Genomic DNA, 23,410 nt, shown 5'->3' on the forward strand with positions numbered 1-23,410 from the left:
TAATTCACTTCTACTAAACCAAAAAGGCTTTGATCGTTATCAAATTAATCATCGAAAGTTTTGTCTTCGCGTTCACCGCATTGAAGTCAAATCTTTTGCGAACCACCCTCTCTTTATTAGGAGTTACCATCGGTATTTTCGCCATTATTGTTGTCTTTACGCTGGTTGATTCGCTCGAAAGAAGTATCAATGACAGTTTGAGCTTTCTTGGAAGAACCAACGTAGACATACGCCGGTTCCCGATCTCATTTGACGGTAACATGCCGTGGTGGGATTATTGGAGACGTCCATATTCAACCTATGAAGAGTATGAATTCCTTAGGGATAATCTTCAGAACGCAGAGGGAATTACCATTTTCGCCTTCAATTCGGTAACGCCAAAGTACAAAAACAACAGTTCCTCAGATATTACCCTGTTAGGCGTGGCCTATACACATGATGGGGTTTATAATGATTTTCCGGACCTTGATGGCCGGTACTTTACGCTGGAAGAATGTCAAAGTGGTAGAAATGTGGCCATTATTGGTAACCGTACCAGAAAGGAAGTATTTGAAAAACTGGATCCTATAGGACGCCAAATCAAAATTAAAGGCCAGAAATTTACCGTGATTGGGGTTGTTCCTGAACAAGGGGCAGGTCTGTTAGGTGAAACGAGCAAGGACGAAAATATCTGGATCCCTTTCAAATCCTTCTCAAGGATCAATTACATCGGGACAGGTGCTGGTCGAGGCATTGAACCCTACATCACCGTCAAAGGCCTGGAAAGTGACATTGGCCTGGTGAAAATAGAATATGAGCTCAAAGGACTTGTTAGGAAGATCAGGGGCTTGCGACCAAAAGAGAATGACAACTTTGCAATCAATCGTCAGCAGGCTATTCTCAACCAGATCGGAAGTTTCTTCGATGTGCTGAGCACCGGAGGCTGGTTGATTGGTGGTTTTTCCATCTTGATCGGGGGATTCGGTATTGCCAATATCATGTTCGTTTCCGTCAGAGAACGCACCAACATCATTGGCATCCAGAAATCACTAGGAGCTAAGAATTACTTTATCCTTTTCCAGTTTTTGTTTGAGTCAATCTTTTTGGCGGTGATCGGAGGAGGGGTCGGACTGTTGCTGGTCTATGGCGTAACGTTCATCCCGTTAGGATCGCTGGAGTTGAGTTTGAGTGTTAAAAACATTGTACTTGGAGTAGGAGTCGCAGGCTTCATAGGAATGGCTTCCGGGATCATCCCAGCAGCCATTGCTGCGAGATTAGATCCTGTGATTGCGATCAGGACGCAGTAGGAAAAAACAAAAGTGTTGCATTTAGCTTGCTTCTTACGCTGGCTCCTCCAGACAGACAAGCATACAAAAAAGAGGACATCACATCGTGATGTCCTCTTTTTTTATTCGTGCGAGATCTAAAGCTTATGCCTCTTCTGGCTCACCCTTGATTGCTGCTTTAATTTTGGTTTCCAATTCTTCCATCAACTCAGGATTGTCCTCGATCAATTCCTTGACCGCATCTCTACCTTGTCCTAGTCTGTCACCATTATAGGAGAACCAAGAGCCGGATTTCTGGATAATATTAAGTTCAACTCCCATGTCCAGGATCTCGCCCACTTTGCTAATCCCCTTGCCGTACATGATGTCAAATTCGATTACCTTAAATGGAGGAGCTACTTTGTTTTTCACCACTTTAACCCGGGTTCTGTTACCCAGGATATTGTCTGCAGACTCTTTGATCTGACCAATTCTTCGAATGTCCAGTCGTACAGAAGCGTAGAATTTAAGGGCATTACCACCCGTAGTAGTCTCTGGATTTCCAAACATCACGCCGATCTTCTCGCGAAGCTGGTTGATGAAGATGCAGGAACAACCGGTTTTATTGATGGTACCTGTTAGCTTTCTAAGTGCCTGAGACATCAACCTGGCCTGAAGTCCCATCTTGCTGTCTCCCATTTCGCCTTCTAGTTCGCCACGGGGTACAAGCGCAGCTACCGAGTCAATGACGATGATGTCGATAGCGCCTGACCGGATCAAGTGCTCTGCAATTTCCAATGCCTGCTCACCATTATCAGGCTGGGAAATCAATAGGTTTTCGGTATCGATCCCTAATTTTTCAGCATATATTTTATCGAATGCATGCTCCGCGTCAATGAAGGCCGCAAGCCCTCCCTTTTTCTGAGCCTCTGCAATACAATGCATGGCCAGGGTGGTTTTACCTGAAGATTCTGGTCCGTAAACCTCAATGATCCTTCCTCTGGGAATGCCACCTACGCCGAGCGCAACATCCAGACCCAAAGATCCTGTGGGGATTACAGGAATGTCGAGAATTTTTTCATCACTCAATTTCATTATGGTACCCTTACCATAAGTCTTTTCGAGTTTATCGATGGTGATCTGTAAAGCCTTTAGTTTTTCATTCGTATCTGCCATGGTGTTTGTTGTTGCGTTTAAGGTTCCAAATTTCAACCCTCGAAGTTACTGCAAGCCTAACCTATCGGGGAAGCATTCGTGATGAAAACCTCTAACTAATTTAGTTAGCAAATATAAATGAAAAACTAATTTATTTAGTAATTCACTAAGATCTTTATAAATAGGCTGGAATCAGGCCTTGCGCGCCGAAAGGAATTCCTTTCGCTTTTGCAGCAAATAGATGATCCATATGCCTAACGCGGTACCGATTGGAAATTTGAACAACAAAAGGACTGCAGGAATCCATACCAATCGCATGGCCCATTCTTTTTCTTTTACCAGACCTACACCGCTGGCAATGAAGAGTGCACCTGAAGCGAGATAAGCAATAGGAAAATAATAGAACAGTCGGAACGGACCATCACGGAAGAAAGGCCAGTGCCGGGTGTCTAGATGCCAGGTGACATGATCGTGCCACCAATCGGATTCAACCATGAAATTGAGGACGTTCCAGGAAAATATGGATACTGGAATGGTTAGAAAACCAAGGATGATCAGGATCTTCCCAGCGATTTTCAGGTGATGAAGAGAGTTATCTACTTGCATGACTTTGAGTTTTTGGTGATGATACAACCGCCATACGGTTATGGAAGTTACTATGCATTGCAAGGTAATATACGATCAAGAGTAGTGCAAGGGTTTCAAAATCTTATCAATGATTACGTAAATGTTAAGTGTTGCTTAAAAAAATGATAACTCTTTAATTTGAGCTTTTCGGTCTGCTTTGTCATTTCAGTTAGTCTTGTGTTTAGATTTCGGAAGTGTGATAATTTTCTTAGCTTTCAAGATATAATTCCATAAAGCACTTCCTTTTTAATGGAACATACAGAGATGGGTAAAGTCAATCAGAAAGTCCTCGTTGTGGATGATGAATCAGACATCCTCGAATTATTAAAGTATAATTTGTCGAAGGAGGGGTATGATGTAAAAACTGCGTCGAATGGCATCAAAGGAGTGGAAGTGGCCAAATCTTTTGTGCCAGACCTGATCCTGTTGGATATCATGATGCCAAAGCAGGATGGAGTTGAAACCTGTCGGCAGATCCGTGAAGTCCCTGAATTGGCGAATGTATTCGTGATTTTCCTGACAGCCCGTTCCGAAGAGTATTCCGAAGTGGCTGCTTTTGAAATGGGAGCTGACGACTATATCACCAAACCCATCAAGCCTCGGGCATTGATGAGTAGGATCAATGCTTTGTTCAGAAGGGAATCCAAAAAGAAGAAAGATTCACAAAAGATCATGATCGGTGATCTGGAGGTAGATCGTTCCAGCTATACTGTGATCCTTGGAGATCAAAAGATCAATCTACCCAAGAAAGAATTTGAATTGCTCTATTTCCTGGCTCAGAATCCTGGTAAAGTATTCAGTCGCGATGAATTGCTAAAGAACATCTGGGGAACGGATGTGTATGTGCTCGCTCGTACGGTGGATGTACATATTCGTAAAGTGCGTGAAAAGATCGGGGATGGATATATCTCGACGGTCAAAGGAGTGGGATATAAATTTGATATTGGTTAATTCAATATGATCCTGAACTCACGAGCGCTGGCCTTGTTGTTGGCACTGAGTATTTCAGTGATCACATCCGCTTTTCTTTCTTTATTGCCCTCGATTTCCACTACAGCTCTAATCGTATCCTTCGCACTTTCTTTTTCTTCCTCTTATATACTCGTGAGGTTAGTACTGGAGTTTATATTCTTTAAGGAGATTACAAGCATTTATGAAGCCCTGGATAAAATCCGCAGCGAGGAGCTGTCCCCTATCTTGAGTAGAAGCCGGAATGCGGTAAATCCACTGAGACTGATCAATAAGGGAATTGAATCTTATGCCAGAACTAAACAACGTGAGATCGCTGAACTAAAGGAAATGGAAGCCTTTCGGCGGGAGTTCATTGCCGATGTTTCACATGAGCTAAAGACACCCATATTTGCTGCGCAAGGATTTGTGCATACCTTATTAGATGGTGCGGTAGAGGATAAGAAAGTCCGCACGAAGTTTTTGAAGAAAGCAGCCAAGAGTCTCGACGGCCTTGACATTCTGGTTCAGGACTTGCTCACCATTTCACAGATGGAGACAGGAGAGATTAAGATGCATCCGGAAGATTTCAATATCGAAGAAATGATCAAAGAGGTGCTTGATCAGGTGGACGGCAAAGCAGAGAAGCGAGAGATTGATATAGAGTTACAACATCTGGATGTGCCGCTTTATGTATTGGCTGATTATCAGCGTATTTATCAAGTCATGACCAATTTGGTCACCAATGGGATCAAGTATTCTAAAAAAGGAGGTACGGTCAAAATATTCTTTGAGCAAGAAGATGAGCATGTCACTGTTTTTGTTCAGGACAAGGGGTTAGGAATTCCTGAAGAAGATATTGGACGCATCTTTGAGCGTTTTTATCGGGTAGATAAAAGCCGAAATAAGGGAAAAGGAGGAACAGGTCTCGGTCTGTCCATTGTTAAGCATATCCTCGAAGGTCACGATTCTAAGATCGAAGTTGAGAGTGAAGAGGGTGTAGGTTCAAAATTCTGGTTTAAGTTGCGGCTCGGTAAAGTGCCGGAATATGAGCTACTCAACGAAGACGATGACTAATCCCCTCAAGGGAAAGAAATTTGCGGACCTGATCGTCCACGAGGACGAAGACTTTATTGTGATCAACAAGCCTCCATTTGTATCCACGCTGGAAGATCGCAACGATTCACAGAATATTTTAAACCTGGCCCGACAATACCATGAGGAAGCTAAGGTTTGTCACCGATTAGATAAGGAGACTTCCGGGCTATTGGTAATTGCCAAACACCTGGATGCTTATAAATATTTTTCAAAGCTGCTGGAACAGCGGGATGTGCATAAGCTCTACCATGCGATTATAGCCGGCTGTCACGAGATTGATGAAGAAGAGCTGGACTTTCCGATCTATACCAGTTCCACACGATCCAGAGTCGATCCCAGGCAAGGCAAGCCTTCGGTTACACTGATCAAGACCATACATATATATAAGGCCCACACGTTACTGGCGTGCATGCCCTTCACTGGAAGAATGCACCAGATCCGGGTCCATTTATCGCACATCGGACTGCCAATTGCGGGTGATGAGTTCTATGGAGGCGACCCGATTTACCTTTCTCAAATCAAAAAAGGATATAAATCCGGCAAATTTGTAGAAGAGAAGCCGTTGATCCCAAGAATGGCGTTACATGCCCAAAAGTTGATTTTTGAAGCCCCAGGAGGTAAAAAATTGCAATTAGAAGCGCCATATCCCAAAGATTTCACGGCAACTTTGAATCAATTTGCAAAAAACTTGTAGTATCCGTACGGACTGCTTTGGTTTTACAAATAGAAAATTCTATTTTTGTGTCCCTTTTTCAAGGAGGGCTTTCATCAAGAGAATAAAAAGTAAGTTTTGGATACTTTAAGTTATAAGACCATATCGGCGAACAAGGCCACTGCCAACAAAGGGTGGGTTGTTGTAGATGCTGAGGCAAAAATTCTGGGTCGGGTAGCGAGTGAAGTTGCGAAAATGATTCGCGGCAAGCACAAGCCGAACTTTACCCCGCATGCAGATTGTGGTGACAATGTCATTGTGATCAACGCGGACAAATTAAGATTGACCGGCAAGAAATGGACTGACAAAGTTTATGTTCGTCACACGGGTTATCCTGGAGGACAAAGAACTCAGACTCCTCTTGAGGTTAAGAATAACAAATCCGCCACCATTCTGGTAGAAAGAGCGGTGAGAGGTATGCTTCCTAAAAACAGATTGGGAAGACAGCTTTTCAAAAATCTGTATGTATACGAAGGTGCAGAGCATCCACATGAGGCTCAGACTCCTAAAGAAGTAAAACTATAAGTTGATGGAAGTAATTAATACCGTCGGTAGAAGAAAGACCTCCATTGCCCGGGTCTATTTCCAAAGTGGCAAAGGAGAGATCGTGATCAATGGCAGAGATCTGAGCAATTACTTTCCTTCAGAAGTGCTTCAAATCATTGTGAAGCAGCCTTTAGTAAAGGTGGAAGAGGATGGTAATTTCGACATCAAAGTAAATGTTGATGGCGGCGGACTTAAAGGTCAGGCAGAAGCCATTCGACTTGGGATTTCAAGAGCATTGGTAGCTACCAATGAGGAGCACAGACCTTCATTGAAATCCGAAGGATTCCTTACCAGAGACCCTAGAATGGTTGAGCGTAAGAAATACGGTAGAAGAAAAGCGAGAAGAAGATTCCAATTCAGCAAACGATAATAGATCGATGGCAAAAATTACTACACAGGAATTATTGGATGCCGGTGTTCACTTTGGACACCTGACCAGAAAATGGAACCCACAGATGGCTCCATATATTTTCATGGAGAAAAATGGTATCCATATCATTGATCTCAATAAAACACTTAAAAACCTGGAAGATGCAGCTCAGGCAATGAAAGGCATCGTACGTTCAGGCCGAAAAGTGATGTTCGTTGCGACGAAGAAGCAAGCGAAAGAGGTAGTTGAGAACGAAGCGAAGCGATTGAAAATGCCTTACGTGACCGAAAGATGGTTAGGTGGCATGCTGACCAACTTCTCTACGATCAGAAAATCGTTGAAGAAAATGGCTTCTATCGATAAGCTGATGAAAGATGAAGCTTACAGCAACCTGGCGAAGAGAGAGCGATTGATGATCGGTCGTGAGCGTGAGAAGTTGGAAAAAGTGTTGGGTGGTATCGCAGACTTGAACCGATTGCCTGCTGCACTTTTCGTGATCGATATCAAGCGTGAGCACATCGCTGTTTCTGAAGCCCAGAAATTGAATATCCCAGTTTTCGCAATGGTGGATACCAACTCTGATCCTAACCAGGCAGATTATCCTATCCCTGCAAATGATGATGCTTTCAAATCAATCCAATTGATTACGCAGTACATCGGTAGCATCCTGGATGAAGGCCTTCAGGAAAGAAAGAAAGACAAGGAATCTGCTCAACAAGAGCAAGCCGAAGCGGAAAAAAGAGAATTGGACGAACAGTCCGCCGAATAACCTTCATTCTATAGGTAAACGGTATAAATAGATTAAACACCCGTTCCGATAGACATTGGAACGGGTGTTTGATTTTTGTCAATAAACCATTCTATAAAGCATATAATCAAATGGCAATTAGCGCTAAAGATGTAAACAAACTCCGACAGATGACCGGAGCAGGTATGATGGACTGCAAGAAGGCATTGGTCGAGGCTGATGGCGATTTCGACAAGGCGATCGAATTTCTTCGCAAGAAAGGGCAGAAAGTAACTAACGCCCGTGCAGATAGAGAAACTACCGAAGGTGTTGTTTTCAGCAAAGTAAGTGCGGAAGGTAACAAGGGTATCCTGGTTTCATTTTCTTGTGAGACCGACTTTGTTGCTAAAAACGATGATTTCATGAGCCTCGGACAGGCGATCACTGACGTGGCTTTCGCTGAGTCTCCTGCTGATGTCGATGCTTTGAAAGCAATGACCATCGATGGTCAGGCTATTTCTGAGAAAATTGTAGAAGCGACTGGTAAAATTGGCGAGAAATTAGAAATCTCTGCCATGGAAGTACTGGAAAGCGAAGCTGTTGTTCCTTACATCCACTCTAATAAGAAATTGGGTGTACTTGTTGGTTTGACTAACACAAATGGGTCTGACGTGGTGGAAGCTGGTAAAGACGTAGCAATGCAAATTGCTGCCATGAAGCCTATCGCTGTGGACAAAGACGGTGTGGATTCTGCTACAGTTGAGAAAGAGATCGAAATTGGAAAAGAGCAAGCACGACAGGAAGGAAAGCCTGAGCAAATCATCGAGAAAATTGCTCAAGGAAAACTTCAGAAATTCTTCAAAGAAAATACTTTGTTGAGCCAGGCGTTCGTGAAAGACAATTCAATGAACGTGACTCAGTACCTGGATAGCGTTTCCAAAGGACTGACCGTCTCGGAATTCAAAAGAGTTCAAATCGGATAATCGCCGATCAATCAAATATCAAAAAGCGGTTCCGATAACGGACCGCTTTTTTTGTTTATAACCATTCAAAACACATTTTCATATGGCAATTACTGCGAAAGAAGTAGACAAGCTTCGAAAAATGACCGGTCTGGGTATCATGGACTGCAAAAAGGCACTTGTTCAGTCGGAAGGTGATTTTGAACAGGCGATTGAGATCCTTCAAAAAAAGGGTGAGAAAATTACTGTCGGTCGTGAGGATCGGGAAACCAACGAAGGAGTCGTTTTTGCAAAAGTAAATGCGGGAGGTACGCGAGGAGTACTGGTGGCTTTCAGTTGCGAGACTGATTTTGTGGCTAAGAATGAAGATTTCCTGAGCCTTGGCCAGGAGATAGTTGAAGTGGCTTTTTCTGTGACTCCTGTAGATATTGATGCGTTGAAAGCCGTACCCATCGCTGGTCGAACGATTGCTGAAAAAATCGTAGAGGCTACCGGGAAAATTGGCGAGAAACTGTCCATCTCTGCTATGGAGTTACTGGAAGGTGAAGCAGTGGTTCCATACATTCACTCCAACAAGAAATTAGGCGTGTTAGTTGGTTTGAAGCATGCCAACGGTGCAGAAGTTTCTGAAGCGGGAAAAGACGTAGCCATGCAAATTGCATCGATGAACCCAATCTCCGTTGATAAAGGTGACGTAGATGCATCGCTTGTGGAGAAGGAAATTGAAATCGGTAAAGAGCAAGCACGTCAAGAAGGAAAGCCTGAGCAAATCATTGAGAAGATCGCTCAAGGTAAGCTTCAGAAATTCTTCAAGGAAAATACCTTGTTGAATCAGGCGTTCGTGAAAGATAGTTCAATGAACGTGACCCAGTACCTGGATAGCGTTTCTAAAGGGCTAACCGTTTCTGCATTCAAAAGAGTCCAGATAGGGTAAGCTTTAGCGAATATTGTCAAGTTGGGCGCCCGGCTAGGAATTTTTTCTACTTAAGTTTTTTTACGTTGAAAAAATACCGGGTGCCCGACTAGGGTATCTCTTTGGCGATTTTCATTTGTTTTTCAAGATGAACAGTCGTCGAGGATTTACATGGCGAGAAATATTCCGACCAGACAGCTTATACCTTTTTTGATAAAACCCACCCGATTTACGTAGGAAAGCTGATACAATCCTTGCCGAATGCGGTATGCTTAAGGTGTTTGGGTATCTTTATTCTCTCAAAACACTTAAAAACACACGATGATGAGAACGCTACTACTCACTTTTCTGGTGCTCATTCAGTTTGGAGTATTTGCTCAACAACGATTGACAGTCAAGACCAATCCATTGTATTTGTTAGAAAATAACAGGTATACCATGCCACTGGACATGGAATATGCCTTTGGGAAATTTAGTGTCCAGGCAGGGCAGATGTTGATGGTTTCCAAAGCAACCGGGTTAGGGTTAAGAGAGAACCTGAATTACTCCAAAACCAACTTGCAGTTGCGTTACTATTTGGATGGCATGTTTTCGGGAGGTAGTCTCGGATTTATTGGATTGCATGGGACCACCAGGAATTATGATTATTTAAGTAAGCGTGGATCTTACATCAGCGGAGGAGGAAGAAATGTAAATTACCTAAATTCAATTGTTGAAACTCAGAACTTTGGTGCCTATGCGATCTCAGGTGTGCAAATTCAATCCAAAAGCAATATCATTTTTGAATTTGTCATGGGATTTGGCATGCGTGAGGTGTCTATTCAGCACAATCCGGAGGAAATTACTTTTGTGGATTCATTAGATCCGTTTCTTTTCGATGATTTCGAGCCGGAATGGCGTGAAGGAGCCAGAACAATACCAGGCATCCTCATTCAAATGAGATTTGGGTATGTGTTTATCGGAAATAAAAAGAAAGATAAGTAAGTAGCAGATGTAATTCTGTAATTAGCTTGTTAGGCTTCAACTGATGGTTATTACCGACCCGATTCGTGATTCCTTACCTTGATCTTTGGGTTCACTTCGAGCTTTTCTTTTTCCGGCTCTTCAATGATATCCCGGTCCAGAATCGGCTGACCTGCATCCACCCAGCAGGTATACCAGAAATCGCCGACCATTTTCACTGCAGCGCGCATGCGTCTTTCGACCATGCCACTGAGTTTGTCATGGTAAGCTTTTGAGAAGTCATAAGAATATACCCTAATAGTCGCTGAACCCCGTGTTTCGAAGGCGTATTTTTTGTCTTCACCCATTTTAATGGTCAATTGCTTTTCGAAAAGTAAAACTGAATCCAGTGCGTTGTTGGCATTAATGACGCCTTTCCATGCTTCCAATTGCGGATTGTCTAGATAAGTAGCTTTACCCACGAAGAAGTCGTATTCTTCAGAAAACAACTCCGGAAGGCGCGATTCCCAAAAACCATGAATGCCATATTGGTTGGTAAATTGGCCATTATAGTTTTCAGTCGTATGTAGGGGAACATTCGCATCGCCTACATAATGCCCTAGGTCCGCAGAGTATCGCAATACGCGTTCCAGATCTCTTTCTTTGAAGGCATCTGTGAGATTATAACGCACCCTGTTGATGTGCCAGGGTACTATGCCATATGCTTGAAGGGTATCTTCTGTGAATTTTTCTACAGCTTGTTTCCAGTATCTAGGCATGATGTCCAGGGCACTGTCTCCATATACATCCAGGTCAATGTAATGCCGGGGTGCCTCCAATGGATTGACATACCTGCGCATGTCCGGATTAACTGACTTTTCTACGATATACTGCACGTTTTGCTTGTAGAAGCCGATCATTTCAGGGGGAAGTGTGAATACGGCCAGGCGATTGATCTTTCGATGTGCGTGAAATCCCCAACGCATTTCTTTGCTTTCAAAAGCAGGAAAGGAGAAGCTCAGTAAAATGATCAAGAAGACAATGCTTTTGCGTTTCACAATTGCAGGGTATTTTATTGACAATTTCCGCTGGATTTATTGAATTTGCAATGGATTCTGAAAAAAGAGATACTTTCATTCTTTACTGCGAAAGAGTTTGGTTTTATCAAATGGTAGTATATCTTTGCGTTCCTTTTTAAGTAGAAGAGATAAAGATCAATGGCAAATCATAAGTCAGCACAAAAGAGGATTCGGTCAAATGCCGCTAAAGGAGCCCGTAACCGGTATCAACATAAGACCACTCGTACCTTTATCAAGAGATTGCGTCAATCTACAGAGAAATCTGAGGCGGAAGAGCTCTTAAAGCAAGTGACTGGAATGCTTGACAAGCTTGCTAAAAGAAACATCATTCACAAGAACAAGGCGTCTAACCTTAAGTCTAGCCTGACCAAGCATGTGAATGCACTCTCGTGATTGAGAGATTAAAAGGAAATTAACGAGGGCTTCGTGGTTGCGAAGCCCTTTTGTTTTGTATACCTTCGTGATATGCAAAACAACAATCTCACCATCAAGAAATGGGCGCCAGAGGACCGTCCACGCGAAAAACTCCTCTCCAAAGGCAAAAAAAACTTATCCAACGCGGAACTCATTGCAATTTTATTAGGCTCAGGAACAAAATCCCTGTCAGCATTGGATGTGGCCAGGAATATCCTGCAAGAAAACTCCAATAGCCTGAATGAATTAGCCCAGTTAGGCATTGCGGGCCTTAAACAATTCAAAGGAATTGGTGAAGCCAAAGCAGTGACCATAGTGAGTGCATTGGAATTAGGGAGGCGAAGGAAACCAGAAGATCGAAGGCTCAGGCCACGTCTTATGACGGCAGATGAAACATACGATTTCATGAAGGCTGACTTGCAGGACCTCAAACATGAGGAGTTTTGGGTGATCCTATTACGACGGAACCATGAAGTGATCAATAAATATCTGGTCAGCAGTGGCGGAGTTTCCGGGACTTTAGTTGATCCTAAATTGATCTTTAAGCGGGCAGTGGATGAATTAGCAGCAGCAGTCATTTTGGTGCATAATCACCCTTCAGGCAATAGACGTCCCAGTCAGGCAGATGTCCGTTTAACCCGGAAAATACAAGAAGCAGGCAAGTTGTTGGATGTTTCTGTGCTCGATCACCTTATTTTTACCGATGAAGCTTTTTTTAGCTTTTCGGATGAAAAAATGATGTGCTATTGAGCAACTTTGAGCTGCCCTCAGCGCTTAATGCTATATGCGAAAGAAAATAACTTATGTCCTCGTTCCTGTAATTCTGGTATTGGTCTGGTTGAGCTTTACCGGAGAAGGTGTCGAGGCGTATTTAAAGCAGGTTCAGGAAACCATTGATGATCGTGTGAAGTATTTACGGACGAGTGAGTCTTCTCCGTTTCGTCAATACAACGAACCCTTTAAGGAACCTAGTTATTTTCCAATTGACGCCAGTTATCGGGTCAATGCTACAGTGGAGCGCATCCAAAAACGGAACATAGTCACTTTGCCTAATAGTAATTCAGGCGTTGAAACCTATGAAGAATTTGCCTGGCTCAATTTCACCTTAAATGGAGAACGGCAAAGGCTATTGGTATTAAGGCCTGCCGGATTCGGTGCAGTGAAAGTCCTTTTCCTGGCTTTTACCGATGAAACAAGCGCTGATCTGACCTATGGTGGAGGAAGATATCTAGATATAGAGATCGGTAAATCTGATAAAGTAGTACTTGATTTTAACCTGGCTTACAATCCCTATTGCGCCTATACGGATCAGTATTCGTGTGCCTTGCCTCCGAGGGAGAACCAACTTTCTGTGGCTGTTAATGCAGGAGAAAAGAATTTCCACTGATCGGCCCTGATTTTCAAGAGTGTACTCCCGTACACATTGTATATTTTTGCCGACTAACTTTTGAACAGGTTTAGATCATTATGAAAATTTCTCACAACTGGCTTACTGATTTCATCGAGCTGGATCAACCAGCTTCGGAGATTGCAGATGCGTTGACGCAGACAGGTCTGGAAGTAGAAGGAGTGGAAACTGTGGAAAAGATTCCCGGTGGTTTGAGGGGCTTGGTCGTAGGAGAAGTGAAAACCTGCTCCCAACATCCCAATGCGGATAAGTTGAGTGTGACTACAGTGGATATTGGTGGAGAAGCACTTTCTCCAATTGTTTGTGGTGCGCCGAATGTAGCTGCCGGACAAAAGGTGATTGTGGCTCCGGTCAACACTATGATCTATCCCGCTTCAGGAGAACCATTCAAAATAAAAAAAGCCAAGATCCGGGGAGAGGCTTCTGCGGGGATGATCTGTGCAGAAGATGAAGTTGGTTTAGGGACTGATCATGACGGGATCATGGTGTTGGATACAGATCTTCCTAATGGTACGCCTATCACCGAATTATTTGATTCGGGAGAAGATACAGTTTATGAAATCGGCCTTACGCCTAATAGAGGAGATGGTGCTTCACACTTTGGTGCGGCCAGAGATCTAAAAGCTTTTTTTAAGCGTCCTATCACCTTTCCTGAATTAAAAGATTTGAAAATCAGTGAGGACTCACCGATCACTGTTGAAGTAGAAAATACGGACGCCTGCCCTCGTTACACGGGGATAACCATCCGAGGCGTAAAAGTCAGCCCTTCACCGGATTGGTTGCAATTCCGCTTGAGAGCGATTGGATTGACACCTATCAATAACCTGGTTGATATTACTAATTATGTCCTTCATGGCTTGGGGCAGCCTTTGCATGCCTTTGATGCGGATAAGATTCTCGGTGGAAAAGTCATCGTGAAGATGTTGGATCAGGGATCCAAGTTCACAACCCTGGATGAGGTAGAGCGATCACTGGACGCTTCAGATCTCATGATCTGCAATGCTAAAGAAGGGATGTGTATTGCCGGCGTTTTTGGAGGTATGGAATCTGGTATTACTGAGGAAACCACCAGTGTCTTCATAGAGAGTGCTTATTTCGCTCCTGATTACATACGTGCCTCAGCGCAAAGGCACGGCCTAAGTACTGATGCTTCTTTTCGATATGAAAGAGGGACAGATCCTGAGATTACAGTCAATGCTTTGATTTATGCTACCAACCTGATTCTGGAGTTGGCTGGAGGTCAGGTGGCTTCGGACATCATTGATATTTATCCGAATCCGGTTCCTCCCCAAACCATCAATACTAATTACCAAAAGTTTGAGTGGCTGATCGGTAAAAAGATCCCGAACGATGAGATTGATCAAATCCTGGCCGATCTTGATATCCAGGTGAAAGCATCTGATGGCGATAAGATGACCGTGGAAGTTCCTGCTTATCGTAGCGACGTGACCCGCCCCGCAGATCTAGTAGAAGAAGTGCTGCGTATCCATGGGATCAATAGTGTGGACATTGACGACTCATTTTCTGCTGATTTCCTGGCGGAATTCAATGAAATGGAGCCGTATAAGGTTCAGGAGGAATTGTCATATTACCTTGCTGGTGCTGGTTTTCATGAAATAGTGACCAATTCTTTGACCAACCCTGAATATCAGGAAAAACTCGGTTTAGGTGGCGCTTCGGTTGAGATCCTAAATAAGTCCAGCGAAGAGCTGGGAATCATGAAGACTGATCCGCTTTATACGGGATTGGAAGTGGTAAGGCACAACATCAACAGAAGGCAGACGAATTTGAGCCTGTTTGAGTTCGTTAGAACTTATGAACGACTAGAAGAAAAATTCCGTGAATCAGAATGGCTCACTTTATACCTCACTGGAGGTCAGGAAGAATCATGGATGTATGAAAAGGCCGGTTACTATAGTTTCCATCACGTGGTAGGTGTGGTAAACACCTTATTTAATAAAGTGAACATCAAACGAGTGGCGAGTGTCCCGCTCATGGAAAATAAAGTTTTTCAATATGGCATCTCACTGCAAGTCAACAATCAGGAATTGGCACAAATCGGTGCGGTGAAAAGAGACATCCTGTCCTATTATCAAATTGATCAGCAAGTATTTTTTGCAAAGATCAATTGGAAGAAATTGTTGAAGCTGGCTACCAAAAAGATTGAGTTTCAGCCCATGTCGAAATACCCGGAAGTGCGCCGGGATCTTTCACTTTTGCTGAATAAGTCGACGACTTTTAGCGAGATCAGAGAAATTGCTTTCAAGTCTGAGAAAAAATTGCTAAATAGGGTTAACGTATTTAGTGTCTATGAAGGGAAGAACATCGATGCGGATAAAAAAGCCTATGCCATCAGCTTCCATTTACAAGATCTGGAAAGGACTTTGACTGACAAACAGATTGATAAAGTGATGAATAATCTGATGCGAAGGTTTGAACAGGATCTAAATGCGGTGATAAGAAAATAAAATGAGCAACGAGAACCTGAAACAAGAACTGGCGACGCTTGAAAGAAAGGTTAAGTTATTGATTAGTGAACATCAAAAACTTAAAGATGAACTCGTTACTTCAAAACGCGAAAATGATCAACTAAAGTCCGAATTGAGCGTCAAACAGGGGGAGGTCTCCAACTTTCAAAATAAGTTTAAAATTAGTAAACTTGTAGGCAACATGGTGGTCGAGAAAGAAGACACCAAGGAATTGAAAGTAGTACTTGACGAATATATTAAGGAGATAGATAAGTGCATTGCCCATTTGGGTGAAGCCTGATTTTTGAATGGCTGAATTATCCATTAAACTTAGAATTGGTAACAGAGAATACCCGATGCGGGTAAAATCTGAAGATGAAGAGCGGATAAGAAAGGCTGGTAAAATACTTAACGACAAGGTTAAAAAATATAGAGAGCAATTTGGTATTGATGATAATCAGGATCTTTTGGCGATGGTCGCTTTTGATTGCCTGATTGAAAAAATGAAGAATGAAGAGCAGGCTGGTAGTGTTGATGAAGTTTCTACCCAACAACTCGCCAAGCTTAACCAGATGATTTCTAACGCACTCTGACCCCACTTTCACTTTCTGGGTATTCTATGACCACTCATTAACCATAAAATGAGATGGACATAATCTATATTGTAATAGGCGTTTTTGCTGGTTTAGTAGCCGGATTTCTGATAAGTAAGTTTTTGCAGGACAAGCTTTTCCGAACCAAAATCACAGCTGCTGAGGAAAAAGGAGACCTTATTTTAAAGGAAGCCCAACTGGCAGCGGAAAACATCAAGAAGGACAAGATCCTTGAAGCCAAGGAGAAGTACATCAAACTGAAGGCAGATTACGAAGAGGAACACAACCGGAAAAAGAACCAGATCATTACCAACGAGAATAAAATCAGGCAGCGTGAGTCTAATCTTTCAAAGCAGATTGAAAAGAACAAGCGCGCTGAGGCTGAGTTGGAGTCCATGAAAGAGAATGTCTCAGCTCAGATGGAGATTGTAAAGAAGAGGAAAGACGAGTACGAGAAATTGAAAGGTCAGCAAGTGGCTACCCTCGAAAAGATATCTAACCTTACGGCAGATGAGGCCAAGTCTCAATTGGTAGAAGCACTCAAGGATGAGGCTCGAACAGATGCCACGGCTCATATCAAAGAGATTGTGGAAGAGGCGAAGATGACTGCTACTAAGGAAGCGAAGAAGATCGTTCTTCAGACCATTCAGCGTACGGCTACTGAGCATGCGATTGAAAATTGTGTATCTGTCTTCAACATCGAGAGTGATGATATCAAAGGTAAGATCATCGGTCGAGAAGGAAGAAACATCCGAACGTTGGAGTCTGCCACAGGAGTAGAGATCATCGTAGACGACACACCGGAAGCCATTATCATTTCAGGGTTTGATCCTGTGCGCCGCGAGATTGCAAGACTGTCCTTGCATCGATTGGTGCAAGACGGTAGAATCCACCCGGCAAGGATTGAGGAGATCGTCAATAAGACCACCAAGAACATTGAAGAAGAGATTGTTGAAATTGGTGAACGGACCGTCATTGATTTAGGGATCCATGGCTTACATCCTGAACTGATCAAAATGGTCGGTCGAATGAGGTTCCGTTCTTCTTACGGGCAGAACTTGCTACAACACTCAAGGGAAGTGGCCAAACTGTGTGCGACGCTGGCGTCTGAATTGGGTCTGAATTCGAAGTTGGCGAAACGTGCCGGATTGCTTCATGATATTGGTAAAGTATGGCCAGAAGAACCAGATACGCCACACGCGATCCTGGGTATGGAACTGGCTAAGAAATACAAAGAGAACAAGGAAGTGTGCAATGCAATTGGCGCACACCACGATGAAATCGAGATGACTTCAATGCTTTCTCCGATCGTGCAGGCTTGTGATGGAATTTCTGGAAGTCGACCAGGTGCAAGGAGAGAAGTGATGGAGTCTTACATCAAACGACTAAAAGAGCTGGAGTCATTGGCCCTCAATTTTGAAGGAGTTAATAAATGCTATGCGATCCAGGCAGGCCGTGAGTTACGCGTGTTGGTGGATGCTGAGCATGTTACCGACCAGCAGGCCGGAGACTTGTCGTTCAATATTTCGCAGAAGATAGAGAAGGACATGCAGTATCCGGGTCAGATCAAGGTGACGGTGATCCGGGAGACCAGGTCTGTGGCGTTTGCGAAGTAATTGTAATTAAATCCCCTGGCCTGCCTTGCCGTAGGCAGGCTTTCAAGCACCCCTTTTGGATAAAGGGGATTTGGTCCAACATCAATTAAGAGATTCTACAAACTATCAAAATCCTCCACAAACGCAGAGTAATGGAGATTCTTACCATCAGTAATTTGCTTATTCCCATCTTTTTCGACTGCAATTTTGTATGACTCAGGGTTGACGTAAACAGTCACGGGATTACCATCTTTATTCAGGCTAAAAACGATAATGTGCTCACTTTGGTCCTTTTCTCTCAACCAAAACCGAGTATTGATGGCGGTTGATTGATCTAGAGACTCGCCTAGTTTTTGAAGTGCAGGAAAGAAAAATAAGCGCAAATGGTTATGTAAGTCCCGTTTGAAATAGGATCCTCTTTTGAATCGTTGGTAGATCGCCAGTATGGCCATTCCTACACTTAAAACTCCCATGTACCAGGATTGGGTTACGATGGCAACAATCAGGTTGAATGCCGCAAAGACCCAAAGCATAAGGATGGCCTTTTTTAACATCTGGGTGGTCTTATCGATAAGCACATCATATTGAACCGGTCCCTCCAAAAACTTGATCCATTCTGACAGGGTTTTGGTATCCTCAAGATCCTTTTCTGTCAAAAACCTTTTTTGTTGTGCGGAGAGTGTCTGGTACACTTCCATAGCCTGTCGTCCGGAATTCATGATTTAGTCGTGAGTGATTGTTCAATAAAGATAGTGAATTGATTTGTGGTTTCTTAGATTACACCGTCAACTCAATCAGATTGCCTTCAGGGTCGGCGATCACGCTTTCATAATAGCCGTCACCGGTTGTTCTGGGCTTACCTACAATTGGAATACCCACTGCTTGCATTTTTTGAGTGAATTGATCAACTGCCCTTTTTGAGCCAAGCGATAAAGCAATGTGAGCCAATCCCATGATCTGACCTTTATGATTGTTTTCCTCAATGTTTGACTTTTGCATGATTTCAATGCGCGCTCCAGCTCCCAGGGTCAGGAAATAAGACTTGAAGCCTTTTGTCTTGTTTTCGTATCTGTCTCCAGATGTCGCATCGAAGTATGTTTCGTAAAAGCCTTTGACGCTTTCCAGGTCCTCAACCCAATAGGCGACGTGCTCAATGCGTATTTTCATGAATGAAGATCAGTTTTTTTAAGTGTACGGTATAAGCGCCAAATATGCTCGTTTTCGAGCAAACCATTTCCCTTTAGAGTTGTTTAACTATCTGACTTACAGTTTTTTATTATTTGTGGTATTATTATTGGCAGTAGGTCAATGCCATAGAACCTATGATGTTTTTCAATCACATAAAAGTAGCGTATCGACTTTTGTTGCGAAACAAGTCTACCTCGTTCATTCATATGATCGGGTTATCGGTAAGCTTAGGTGTGATTGGGATCATCATGGCCTTCATTAGATATGAGACGGCTTTCGATCAATTCCATCAGCAACACGAAGAAGTGTTCCGGATTGCCGGAAGCTACGTGCAGGGCGGAACTGATCGGAATGATTGCGCGCTTACCAATTATCAACTTGCCCCTTACTTAGCCACTAAATTGGAATCCTCCATAGTGGACGTTGCGAGAGTTCAAAACGGTGAAGCAACCATTCGCTTAGGTGAAAATTACTTTTTCGAGGAGGATATTTTTTACGTCGATCCTGCCATTACCCAGGTGCTTCATTTTGATGTGCTGGATGGAACTGCGAATCTCACTTCTCCGAATCAGGCGATGATTTCCCGAGATATGGCCATCAGGTATTTTGATTCCCTGGAGGTGACTGGTCAATTTTTGGAAGTCGACGAACGATCTTTGCAAATTGTTGGGGTATACGAATATTCATCTCAATCTCATCTTTCACCTCAGATGTTGATCACGCTTGAAACGGTAGAATCAGAATATTCACAAGCCATTCAGACGAACTGGAGTGCGATTTCACATTACACCTATCTGCGGCTGGCTCCCGGAGTGAGTGAAACACAATTTGAAGAACAATTAACGGAAGAGATCCCGAATTTCTATCCGTATGACAATCCTCCGGAATATCAGCTCCAGCCTGTTGCATCTGTCCATCTGTCGTCCGATTTGAGTTACGAAATAGAGGTCAATGGGAACTGGTCCAATTTGTACTACCTCGCTGGGGCCGCCTTGTTGATTTTGATCATCGCCAGCATCAATTACATCAATATTACCTCGGCCAGTGCGCTGAAGCGAGCCAAGGAAATTGGTGTGAAAAAAGTATTCGGGTTTGGAAAAGGAAAGATCATTGGCCAATTCCAGATTGAAGCCATTACGGCTGCATTGATTGCTTATGTATTATCACTGTTCCTTTCCGAGTGGTTACAAGTTCAATTGAGCAGAGAGCTTGATATCTACTTTGGAGAAAGTCTGTTTCAGGATCTGCAGTTGGCAATGATATTATTGATCATTGCAGTGGTACAAGGCATCATTGCAGGTAGTTTTCCACCATTGCTGCTGTTGCAAGTGGATATTGTTTCTTCCTTGAAAGGGAAGCTCGATTCCAATAGTCAGAAGTCTTCCTGGTCCATGCGCGACCTCATGGTCACGTTACAATTTTCCATTGCCATTGCTTTACTTATCATATCCGTCACCATCTTTCGACAAATGGAATTTATGGTGGAAAGCGACAAAGGGTATGATACGAAGCAATTGATCACAGTGGATCTGCAAACCAGAGAGTCTTCGGAAAACCACGAATTGATCAAAACCCGACTTGCCAGGATCCCAGGTGTAGTTGGGGTTGCAGCAACTGGTAACATGCAGACTGCCAGAATTGGAGGCTGGCGACCCTATCGACCGGATACCACCAGCGATAATATTACCATCCCGACCATTGTTATTGATGAGGATTATTTCTCAACCTTAGGAGTGACCATGTCGGAAGGCAGGGCTTTCAGTAAGGATTACCCTTCGGATGCAACCAGGTCCTACATCATCAACAGAAAGGCCCAGCAGTTGTTGGGAGGAGGTGGGAATCTCGATGCCTTTTTGCAAGGCTGGGCATTTACCGGAGAGAACTGGACGATGAAAGATGCCAAGATCATCGGAATTGTTGAAGATTTTCATTTCGCCTCCATGCATGATGAAATTCAACCTACCGTCTTTTCTCTGGCATCCGAAATCACTGCCAATCCATTTTGGTTGCTTATTCGCATTGAGGAGGGGAGAAATGAGGAGGTAATCGAAAATTTGTCAACAGCATGGTCAGAAATGACCCCCAATCGACCTTTTCAGTATGAATATGTGGATCAGGCATTGGCCGATCATTATTCACAAGAATTGAACCTGCTCCGTTTGATCACGCTCTTAGCCATCATAGGAATGGTCATTTCTTTGGTTGGATTATTAGGCCTTACCATGTTCATTATTCAAGGACGGATCAAAGAAATGAGCATTCGAAAAGTATTGGGTGCAAACCTGATACAGGTACTCAGATTGTTCCTGGGTAGGTTCGCTACATTAATTGTCATTGCCAACCTGGTAGCCTGGCCAATCGCCTTCATGATCAATTCGAACTGGCTGGAGAATTTTTCTTACCATGTGGACATTGGCTGGGTGTGGTATGGATTGGTCGGCCTGGCAGTACTGGCACTCGCTTTTCTGGCCATTTCCACCCTGGTGGTCAACGCGTCAAGACTCAATCCCGTTGATACACTTAAAGACGAGTGATCAATTAGCTATCTATTCGCTTCTTTCTGCTAAAAGTGATTGTAATTCACCGAACCTGATGTCTCTGCCAATGATCATTCCGATACTATCGATGAGGATATTATCAGGAATGGAATGAACTCAACCAATCAGGCGCAACCCTTAAGGGGCAATTAAATTTTCCTGCTCTAATAGCGCTTTACAACTGTCGATGATTGCTCGTCGACCTCTGTGGAATTCATTGGAGATTTTTTCCGTATCAGACCCGGTTGCGAAAGTTTTACCGTCTTTTTCTCTGACCGCAATGGGTTTATTTTCAAGAAAAAACTGCTCATGTGCCAACATCATATTATCTGAAAGGTCCATAGCGATTACATCTACGAGATTTGGAAAAGGCTACCCGTCCTTCAAATTGAAAATGTCCATTCAGCGAATAGGCAGTATCCATGTTTTTTCGTTTCCTGATCCATGAGTATCACCAGTGTGCTATCTGGCAGGCTTGGTATGTTTCTCTTGATTTCGTACCGGACATCACTTAGTTTTGGTCCATTGCAGCTTGCGCAAGTGAGTATCACGCATGTAATGGCAAAAAATGAGTACTTCATTAGTAGTGTCTTGTATATAGGTTAGCGTCAAGTACTTGCGTAGATAGCGATGGTTATTTTTATTACCCATCCAGTTCCTTCAATTCCTCTTCGGTATAGTCCGTGGGTAAGCCGATATATTCGAATTGGTCCACTTCTTTCGCAAATTCATCCAGCTTAATTCGTACCCTTTTGTAAGCAGCTCTCCCTAACGGTAAATGAACCGGAGGTTGATCTACTTGCGTAACATCAAACATGGCTTTTGCCGCTTTCAAAGGACTACCTACTTGTTTGCCACTGACGCCTTGAATCGATTCCATGTTTCGGTGGGCAGTAGCTTGATAATCCTCAATTTCGCTCGTAGAGAACGTAGCAGAACGACCCGCCCAATCTGTTCGGAAAGGACCTGGTTCAATGTTGGTCACATGAATGCCAAGGTGACGAACTTCTGCCGCCAGTGCTTCACCGATGCCTTCCAGGGCAAACTTTGATCCATTATAAATGCCCACTCCCGGAAATCCATTGAGCCCTGCAATCGAGGTAATGTTAAGGATATGACCGGATTGCTGTGCGCGCATGCCTGGTAATACGGCCTGGATCATACGGACACAACCATACACATTGACGTCAAATTGACGAAACATTTCCTCTTCAGTGACTTCTTCGACAGGTCCCAAAGAACCATAGCCAGCATTATTGACCAGCACATCAACCTTTCCGAATTGCTCCAGAGCGAAATTGACAGCAGGTGGGATTTGCTCTGGTTTGGTAACATCCATGATCACACCAAAAGTTTGTCCGGGTCTTTCCTGATCAAAAGCTATTTTCTGATCTTCACTTCTCAAGGTGCCAACAACTGTATCTCCTTGATCAGCAGCATATAAAGCTAATTCTCGTCCTAAACCTGTGGAACAACCGGTAATGAACCAAATTTTTTTCATCGTCAATTCTGTTAACTGATTGGCAATTTAATGCCTGTTAGGGCATTATTCAATGGTGTTTTTCGAAAACGGTCTGATAGGTAACTTAAAGAAATATATTTCCGTTTTTTGGAAACTCATTGATTCAACACTACGTTTGTAACTGCAAATCGACAATCGATTTATAAAGAAGCGAGGAGAGACAGGCTCGATGATTCGCTAGCAACCCCCACCCATAACGGGAAGGTGCTAATTCCTGATAGATAAATTGAAATATGAAAAGTAACTATTATTCTTTCGGACAAGCTCCTCGAATCCATCGAGTCATCAACTTCTGCATGCCATCCACTGGTTGTTGCTGTTGTTGTTGCTAGTCCAGTCGATTCACATTCATTGAACTCGCT

General features: G+C 43.3%; 25 protein-coding genes and 1 riboswitch. Of the genes, 18 read left to right on the forward strand and 7 right to left on the reverse strand.

Annotated features, from left to right (window positions below; all coding sequences use genetic code 11):
* The first annotated feature begins 29 nt into the window (after window positions 1–29).
* Window positions 30–1,286 carry an ABC transporter permease gene (locus tag R8G66_34550; protein ID MDW3197538.1) on the forward strand — a complete coding sequence of 419 codons (1,257 nt, stop codon included), beginning with the start codon at window positions 30–32 and terminating at the stop codon, window positions 1,284–1,286.
* Window positions 1,287–1,409: 123 nt separating this feature from the next.
* Here the strand turns inward: R8G66_34550 and recA are convergent, their stop codons facing one another.
* Entirely contained in the window at window positions 1,410–2,420 is a 1,011-nt protein-coding gene (gene recA / locus R8G66_34555) for a recombinase RecA (GenBank protein ID MDW3197539.1), read from the reverse strand.
* A gap of 171 nt (window positions 2,421–2,591) precedes the next feature.
* Window positions 2,592–3,005 carry a hypothetical protein gene (locus R8G66_34560; GenBank protein ID MDW3197540.1) on the reverse strand — a complete coding sequence of 138 codons (414 nt, stop codon included), beginning with the start codon at window positions 3,003–3,005 and terminating at the stop codon, window positions 2,592–2,594.
* Between the two features lie 270 nt (window positions 3,006–3,275).
* On the opposite strand from R8G66_34560, the gene R8G66_34565 reads away from it, so the two are divergent.
* The 9 genes from R8G66_34565 (at window position 3,276) to R8G66_34605 (ending at window position 10,286) form a co-directional block, all read left to right on the forward strand.
* Window positions 3,276–3,977 (forward strand): response regulator transcription factor, encoded by a 702-nt coding sequence (locus tag R8G66_34565; GenBank protein ID MDW3197541.1) that lies wholly within the window; start codon window positions 3,276–3,278, stop codon window positions 3,975–3,977.
* Window positions 3,978–3,983: 6 nt separating this feature from the next.
* Entirely contained in the window at window positions 3,984–5,051 is a 1,068-nt protein-coding gene (locus tag R8G66_34570; protein MDW3197542.1) for an ATP-binding protein, read from the forward strand.
* Window positions 5,044–5,766, forward strand: coding sequence for an RluA family pseudouridine synthase (locus R8G66_34575; GenBank protein ID MDW3197543.1), 723 nt, complete (start codon window positions 5,044–5,046; stop codon window positions 5,764–5,766). The genes R8G66_34570 and R8G66_34575 overlap by 8 nt, the downstream gene beginning before the upstream one ends.
* A gap of 96 nt (window positions 5,767–5,862) precedes the next feature.
* Window positions 5,863–6,309, forward strand: coding sequence for a 50S ribosomal protein L13 (rplM, locus tag R8G66_34580; protein MDW3197544.1), 447 nt, complete (start codon window positions 5,863–5,865; stop codon window positions 6,307–6,309).
* Window positions 6,310–6,313: 4 nt separating this feature from the next.
* Entirely contained in the window at window positions 6,314–6,700 is a 387-nt protein-coding gene (gene rpsI / locus R8G66_34585) for a 30S ribosomal protein S9 (GenBank protein ID MDW3197545.1), read from the forward strand.
* Window positions 6,701–6,707: 7 nt separating this feature from the next.
* On the forward strand, window positions 6,708–7,469 hold the full coding sequence (gene rpsB, locus R8G66_34590) for a 30S ribosomal protein S2 (protein ID MDW3197546.1): 762 nt from the start codon (window positions 6,708–6,710) through the stop codon (window positions 7,467–7,469).
* A gap of 110 nt (window positions 7,470–7,579) precedes the next feature.
* Window positions 7,580–8,410, forward strand: coding sequence for a translation elongation factor Ts (gene tsf / locus R8G66_34595; GenBank protein MDW3197547.1), 831 nt, complete (start codon window positions 7,580–7,582; stop codon window positions 8,408–8,410).
* Between the two features lie 82 nt (window positions 8,411–8,492).
* Window positions 8,493–9,323 carry a translation elongation factor Ts gene (gene tsf / locus R8G66_34600; protein MDW3197548.1) on the forward strand — a complete coding sequence of 277 codons (831 nt, stop codon included), beginning with the start codon at window positions 8,493–8,495 and terminating at the stop codon, window positions 9,321–9,323.
* Between the two features lie 300 nt (window positions 9,324–9,623).
* On the forward strand, window positions 9,624–10,286 hold the full coding sequence (locus tag R8G66_34605; GenBank protein MDW3197549.1) for a DUF3575 domain-containing protein: 663 nt from the start codon (window positions 9,624–9,626) through the stop codon (window positions 10,284–10,286).
* A 50-nt stretch (window positions 10,287–10,336) separates the two neighbouring features.
* On the opposite strand, the gene R8G66_34610 is transcribed toward R8G66_34605, so the two are convergent.
* A complete protein-coding gene (locus R8G66_34610; protein ID MDW3197550.1) occupies window positions 10,337–11,302 on the reverse strand; it encodes a zinc dependent phospholipase C family protein in 966 nt (321 codons plus the stop codon).
* Between the two features lie 159 nt (window positions 11,303–11,461).
* On the opposite strand from R8G66_34610, the gene rpsT reads away from it, so the two are divergent.
* From rpsT to rny, 7 genes are all read left to right on the forward strand, one after another.
* Window positions 11,462–11,716, forward strand: a complete 255-nt coding sequence (gene rpsT / locus R8G66_34615) for a 30S ribosomal protein S20 (GenBank protein ID MDW3197551.1) — start codon at window positions 11,462–11,464, stop codon at window positions 11,714–11,716.
* Between the two features lie 72 nt (window positions 11,717–11,788).
* Entirely contained in the window at window positions 11,789–12,487 is a 699-nt protein-coding gene (gene radC, locus R8G66_34620) for a DNA repair protein RadC (GenBank protein ID MDW3197552.1), read from the forward strand.
* Window positions 12,488–12,521: 34 nt separating this feature from the next.
* Window positions 12,522–13,124: a DUF1684 domain-containing protein gene (locus R8G66_34625; GenBank protein MDW3197553.1), complete on the forward strand. Its 603-nt coding sequence runs from the start codon at window positions 12,522–12,524 to the stop codon at window positions 13,122–13,124.
* A gap of 80 nt (window positions 13,125–13,204) precedes the next feature.
* On the forward strand, window positions 13,205–15,613 hold the full coding sequence (gene pheT, locus R8G66_34630) for a phenylalanine--tRNA ligase subunit beta (GenBank protein ID MDW3197554.1): 2,409 nt from the start codon (window positions 13,205–13,207) through the stop codon (window positions 15,611–15,613).
* 1 nt (window position 15,614) lies between these two features.
* Window positions 15,615–15,914 carry a hypothetical protein gene (locus R8G66_34635; protein MDW3197555.1) on the forward strand — a complete coding sequence of 100 codons (300 nt, stop codon included), beginning with the start codon at window positions 15,615–15,617 and terminating at the stop codon, window positions 15,912–15,914.
* 7 nt (window positions 15,915–15,921) lie between these two features.
* Window positions 15,922–16,206: a cell division protein ZapA gene (locus R8G66_34640; protein ID MDW3197556.1), complete on the forward strand. Its 285-nt coding sequence runs from the start codon at window positions 15,922–15,924 to the stop codon at window positions 16,204–16,206.
* Window positions 16,207–16,259: 53 nt separating this feature from the next.
* Window positions 16,260–17,822, forward strand: a complete 1,563-nt coding sequence (rny, locus tag R8G66_34645; protein ID MDW3197557.1) for a ribonuclease Y — start codon at window positions 16,260–16,262, stop codon at window positions 17,820–17,822.
* A 95-nt stretch (window positions 17,823–17,917) separates the two neighbouring features.
* On the opposite strand, the gene R8G66_34650 is transcribed toward rny, so the two are convergent.
* Together R8G66_34650 and R8G66_34655 are read right to left on the reverse strand one after the other, a co-directional pair.
* Window positions 17,918–18,520: a hypothetical protein gene (locus R8G66_34650; GenBank protein MDW3197558.1), complete on the reverse strand. Its 603-nt coding sequence runs from the start codon at window positions 18,518–18,520 to the stop codon at window positions 17,918–17,920.
* Between the two features lie 58 nt (window positions 18,521–18,578).
* Window positions 18,579–18,968, reverse strand: a complete 390-nt coding sequence (locus R8G66_34655; GenBank protein ID MDW3197559.1) for a VOC family protein — start codon at window positions 18,966–18,968, stop codon at window positions 18,579–18,581.
* A 155-nt stretch (window positions 18,969–19,123) separates the two neighbouring features.
* On the opposite strand from R8G66_34655, the gene R8G66_34660 reads away from it, so the two are divergent.
* Window positions 19,124–21,523: an ABC transporter permease gene (locus R8G66_34660; protein MDW3197560.1), complete on the forward strand. Its 2,400-nt coding sequence runs from the start codon at window positions 19,124–19,126 to the stop codon at window positions 21,521–21,523.
* A gap of 141 nt (window positions 21,524–21,664) precedes the next feature.
* Here R8G66_34660 and R8G66_34665 read toward each other — a convergent pair whose 3' ends face one another.
* A complete protein-coding gene (locus R8G66_34665; GenBank protein ID MDW3197561.1) occupies window positions 21,665–21,868 on the reverse strand; it encodes a hypothetical protein in 204 nt (67 codons plus the stop codon).
* Between the two features lie 301 nt (window positions 21,869–22,169).
* Window positions 22,170–23,027, reverse strand: a complete 858-nt coding sequence (locus R8G66_34670) for an oxidoreductase (GenBank protein ID MDW3197562.1) — start codon at window positions 23,025–23,027, stop codon at window positions 22,170–22,172.
* Between the two features lie 158 nt (window positions 23,028–23,185).
* Window positions 23,186–23,288: riboswitch (SAM riboswitch) on the forward strand.
* Window positions 23,289–23,410 lie beyond the last annotated feature (122 nt).

It is taken from the genome of Cytophagales bacterium (assembly GCA_033344775.1).
Taxonomy (GTDB): Bacteria; Bacteroidota; Bacteroidia; order Cytophagales; family Cyclobacteriaceae; genus JAWPMT01.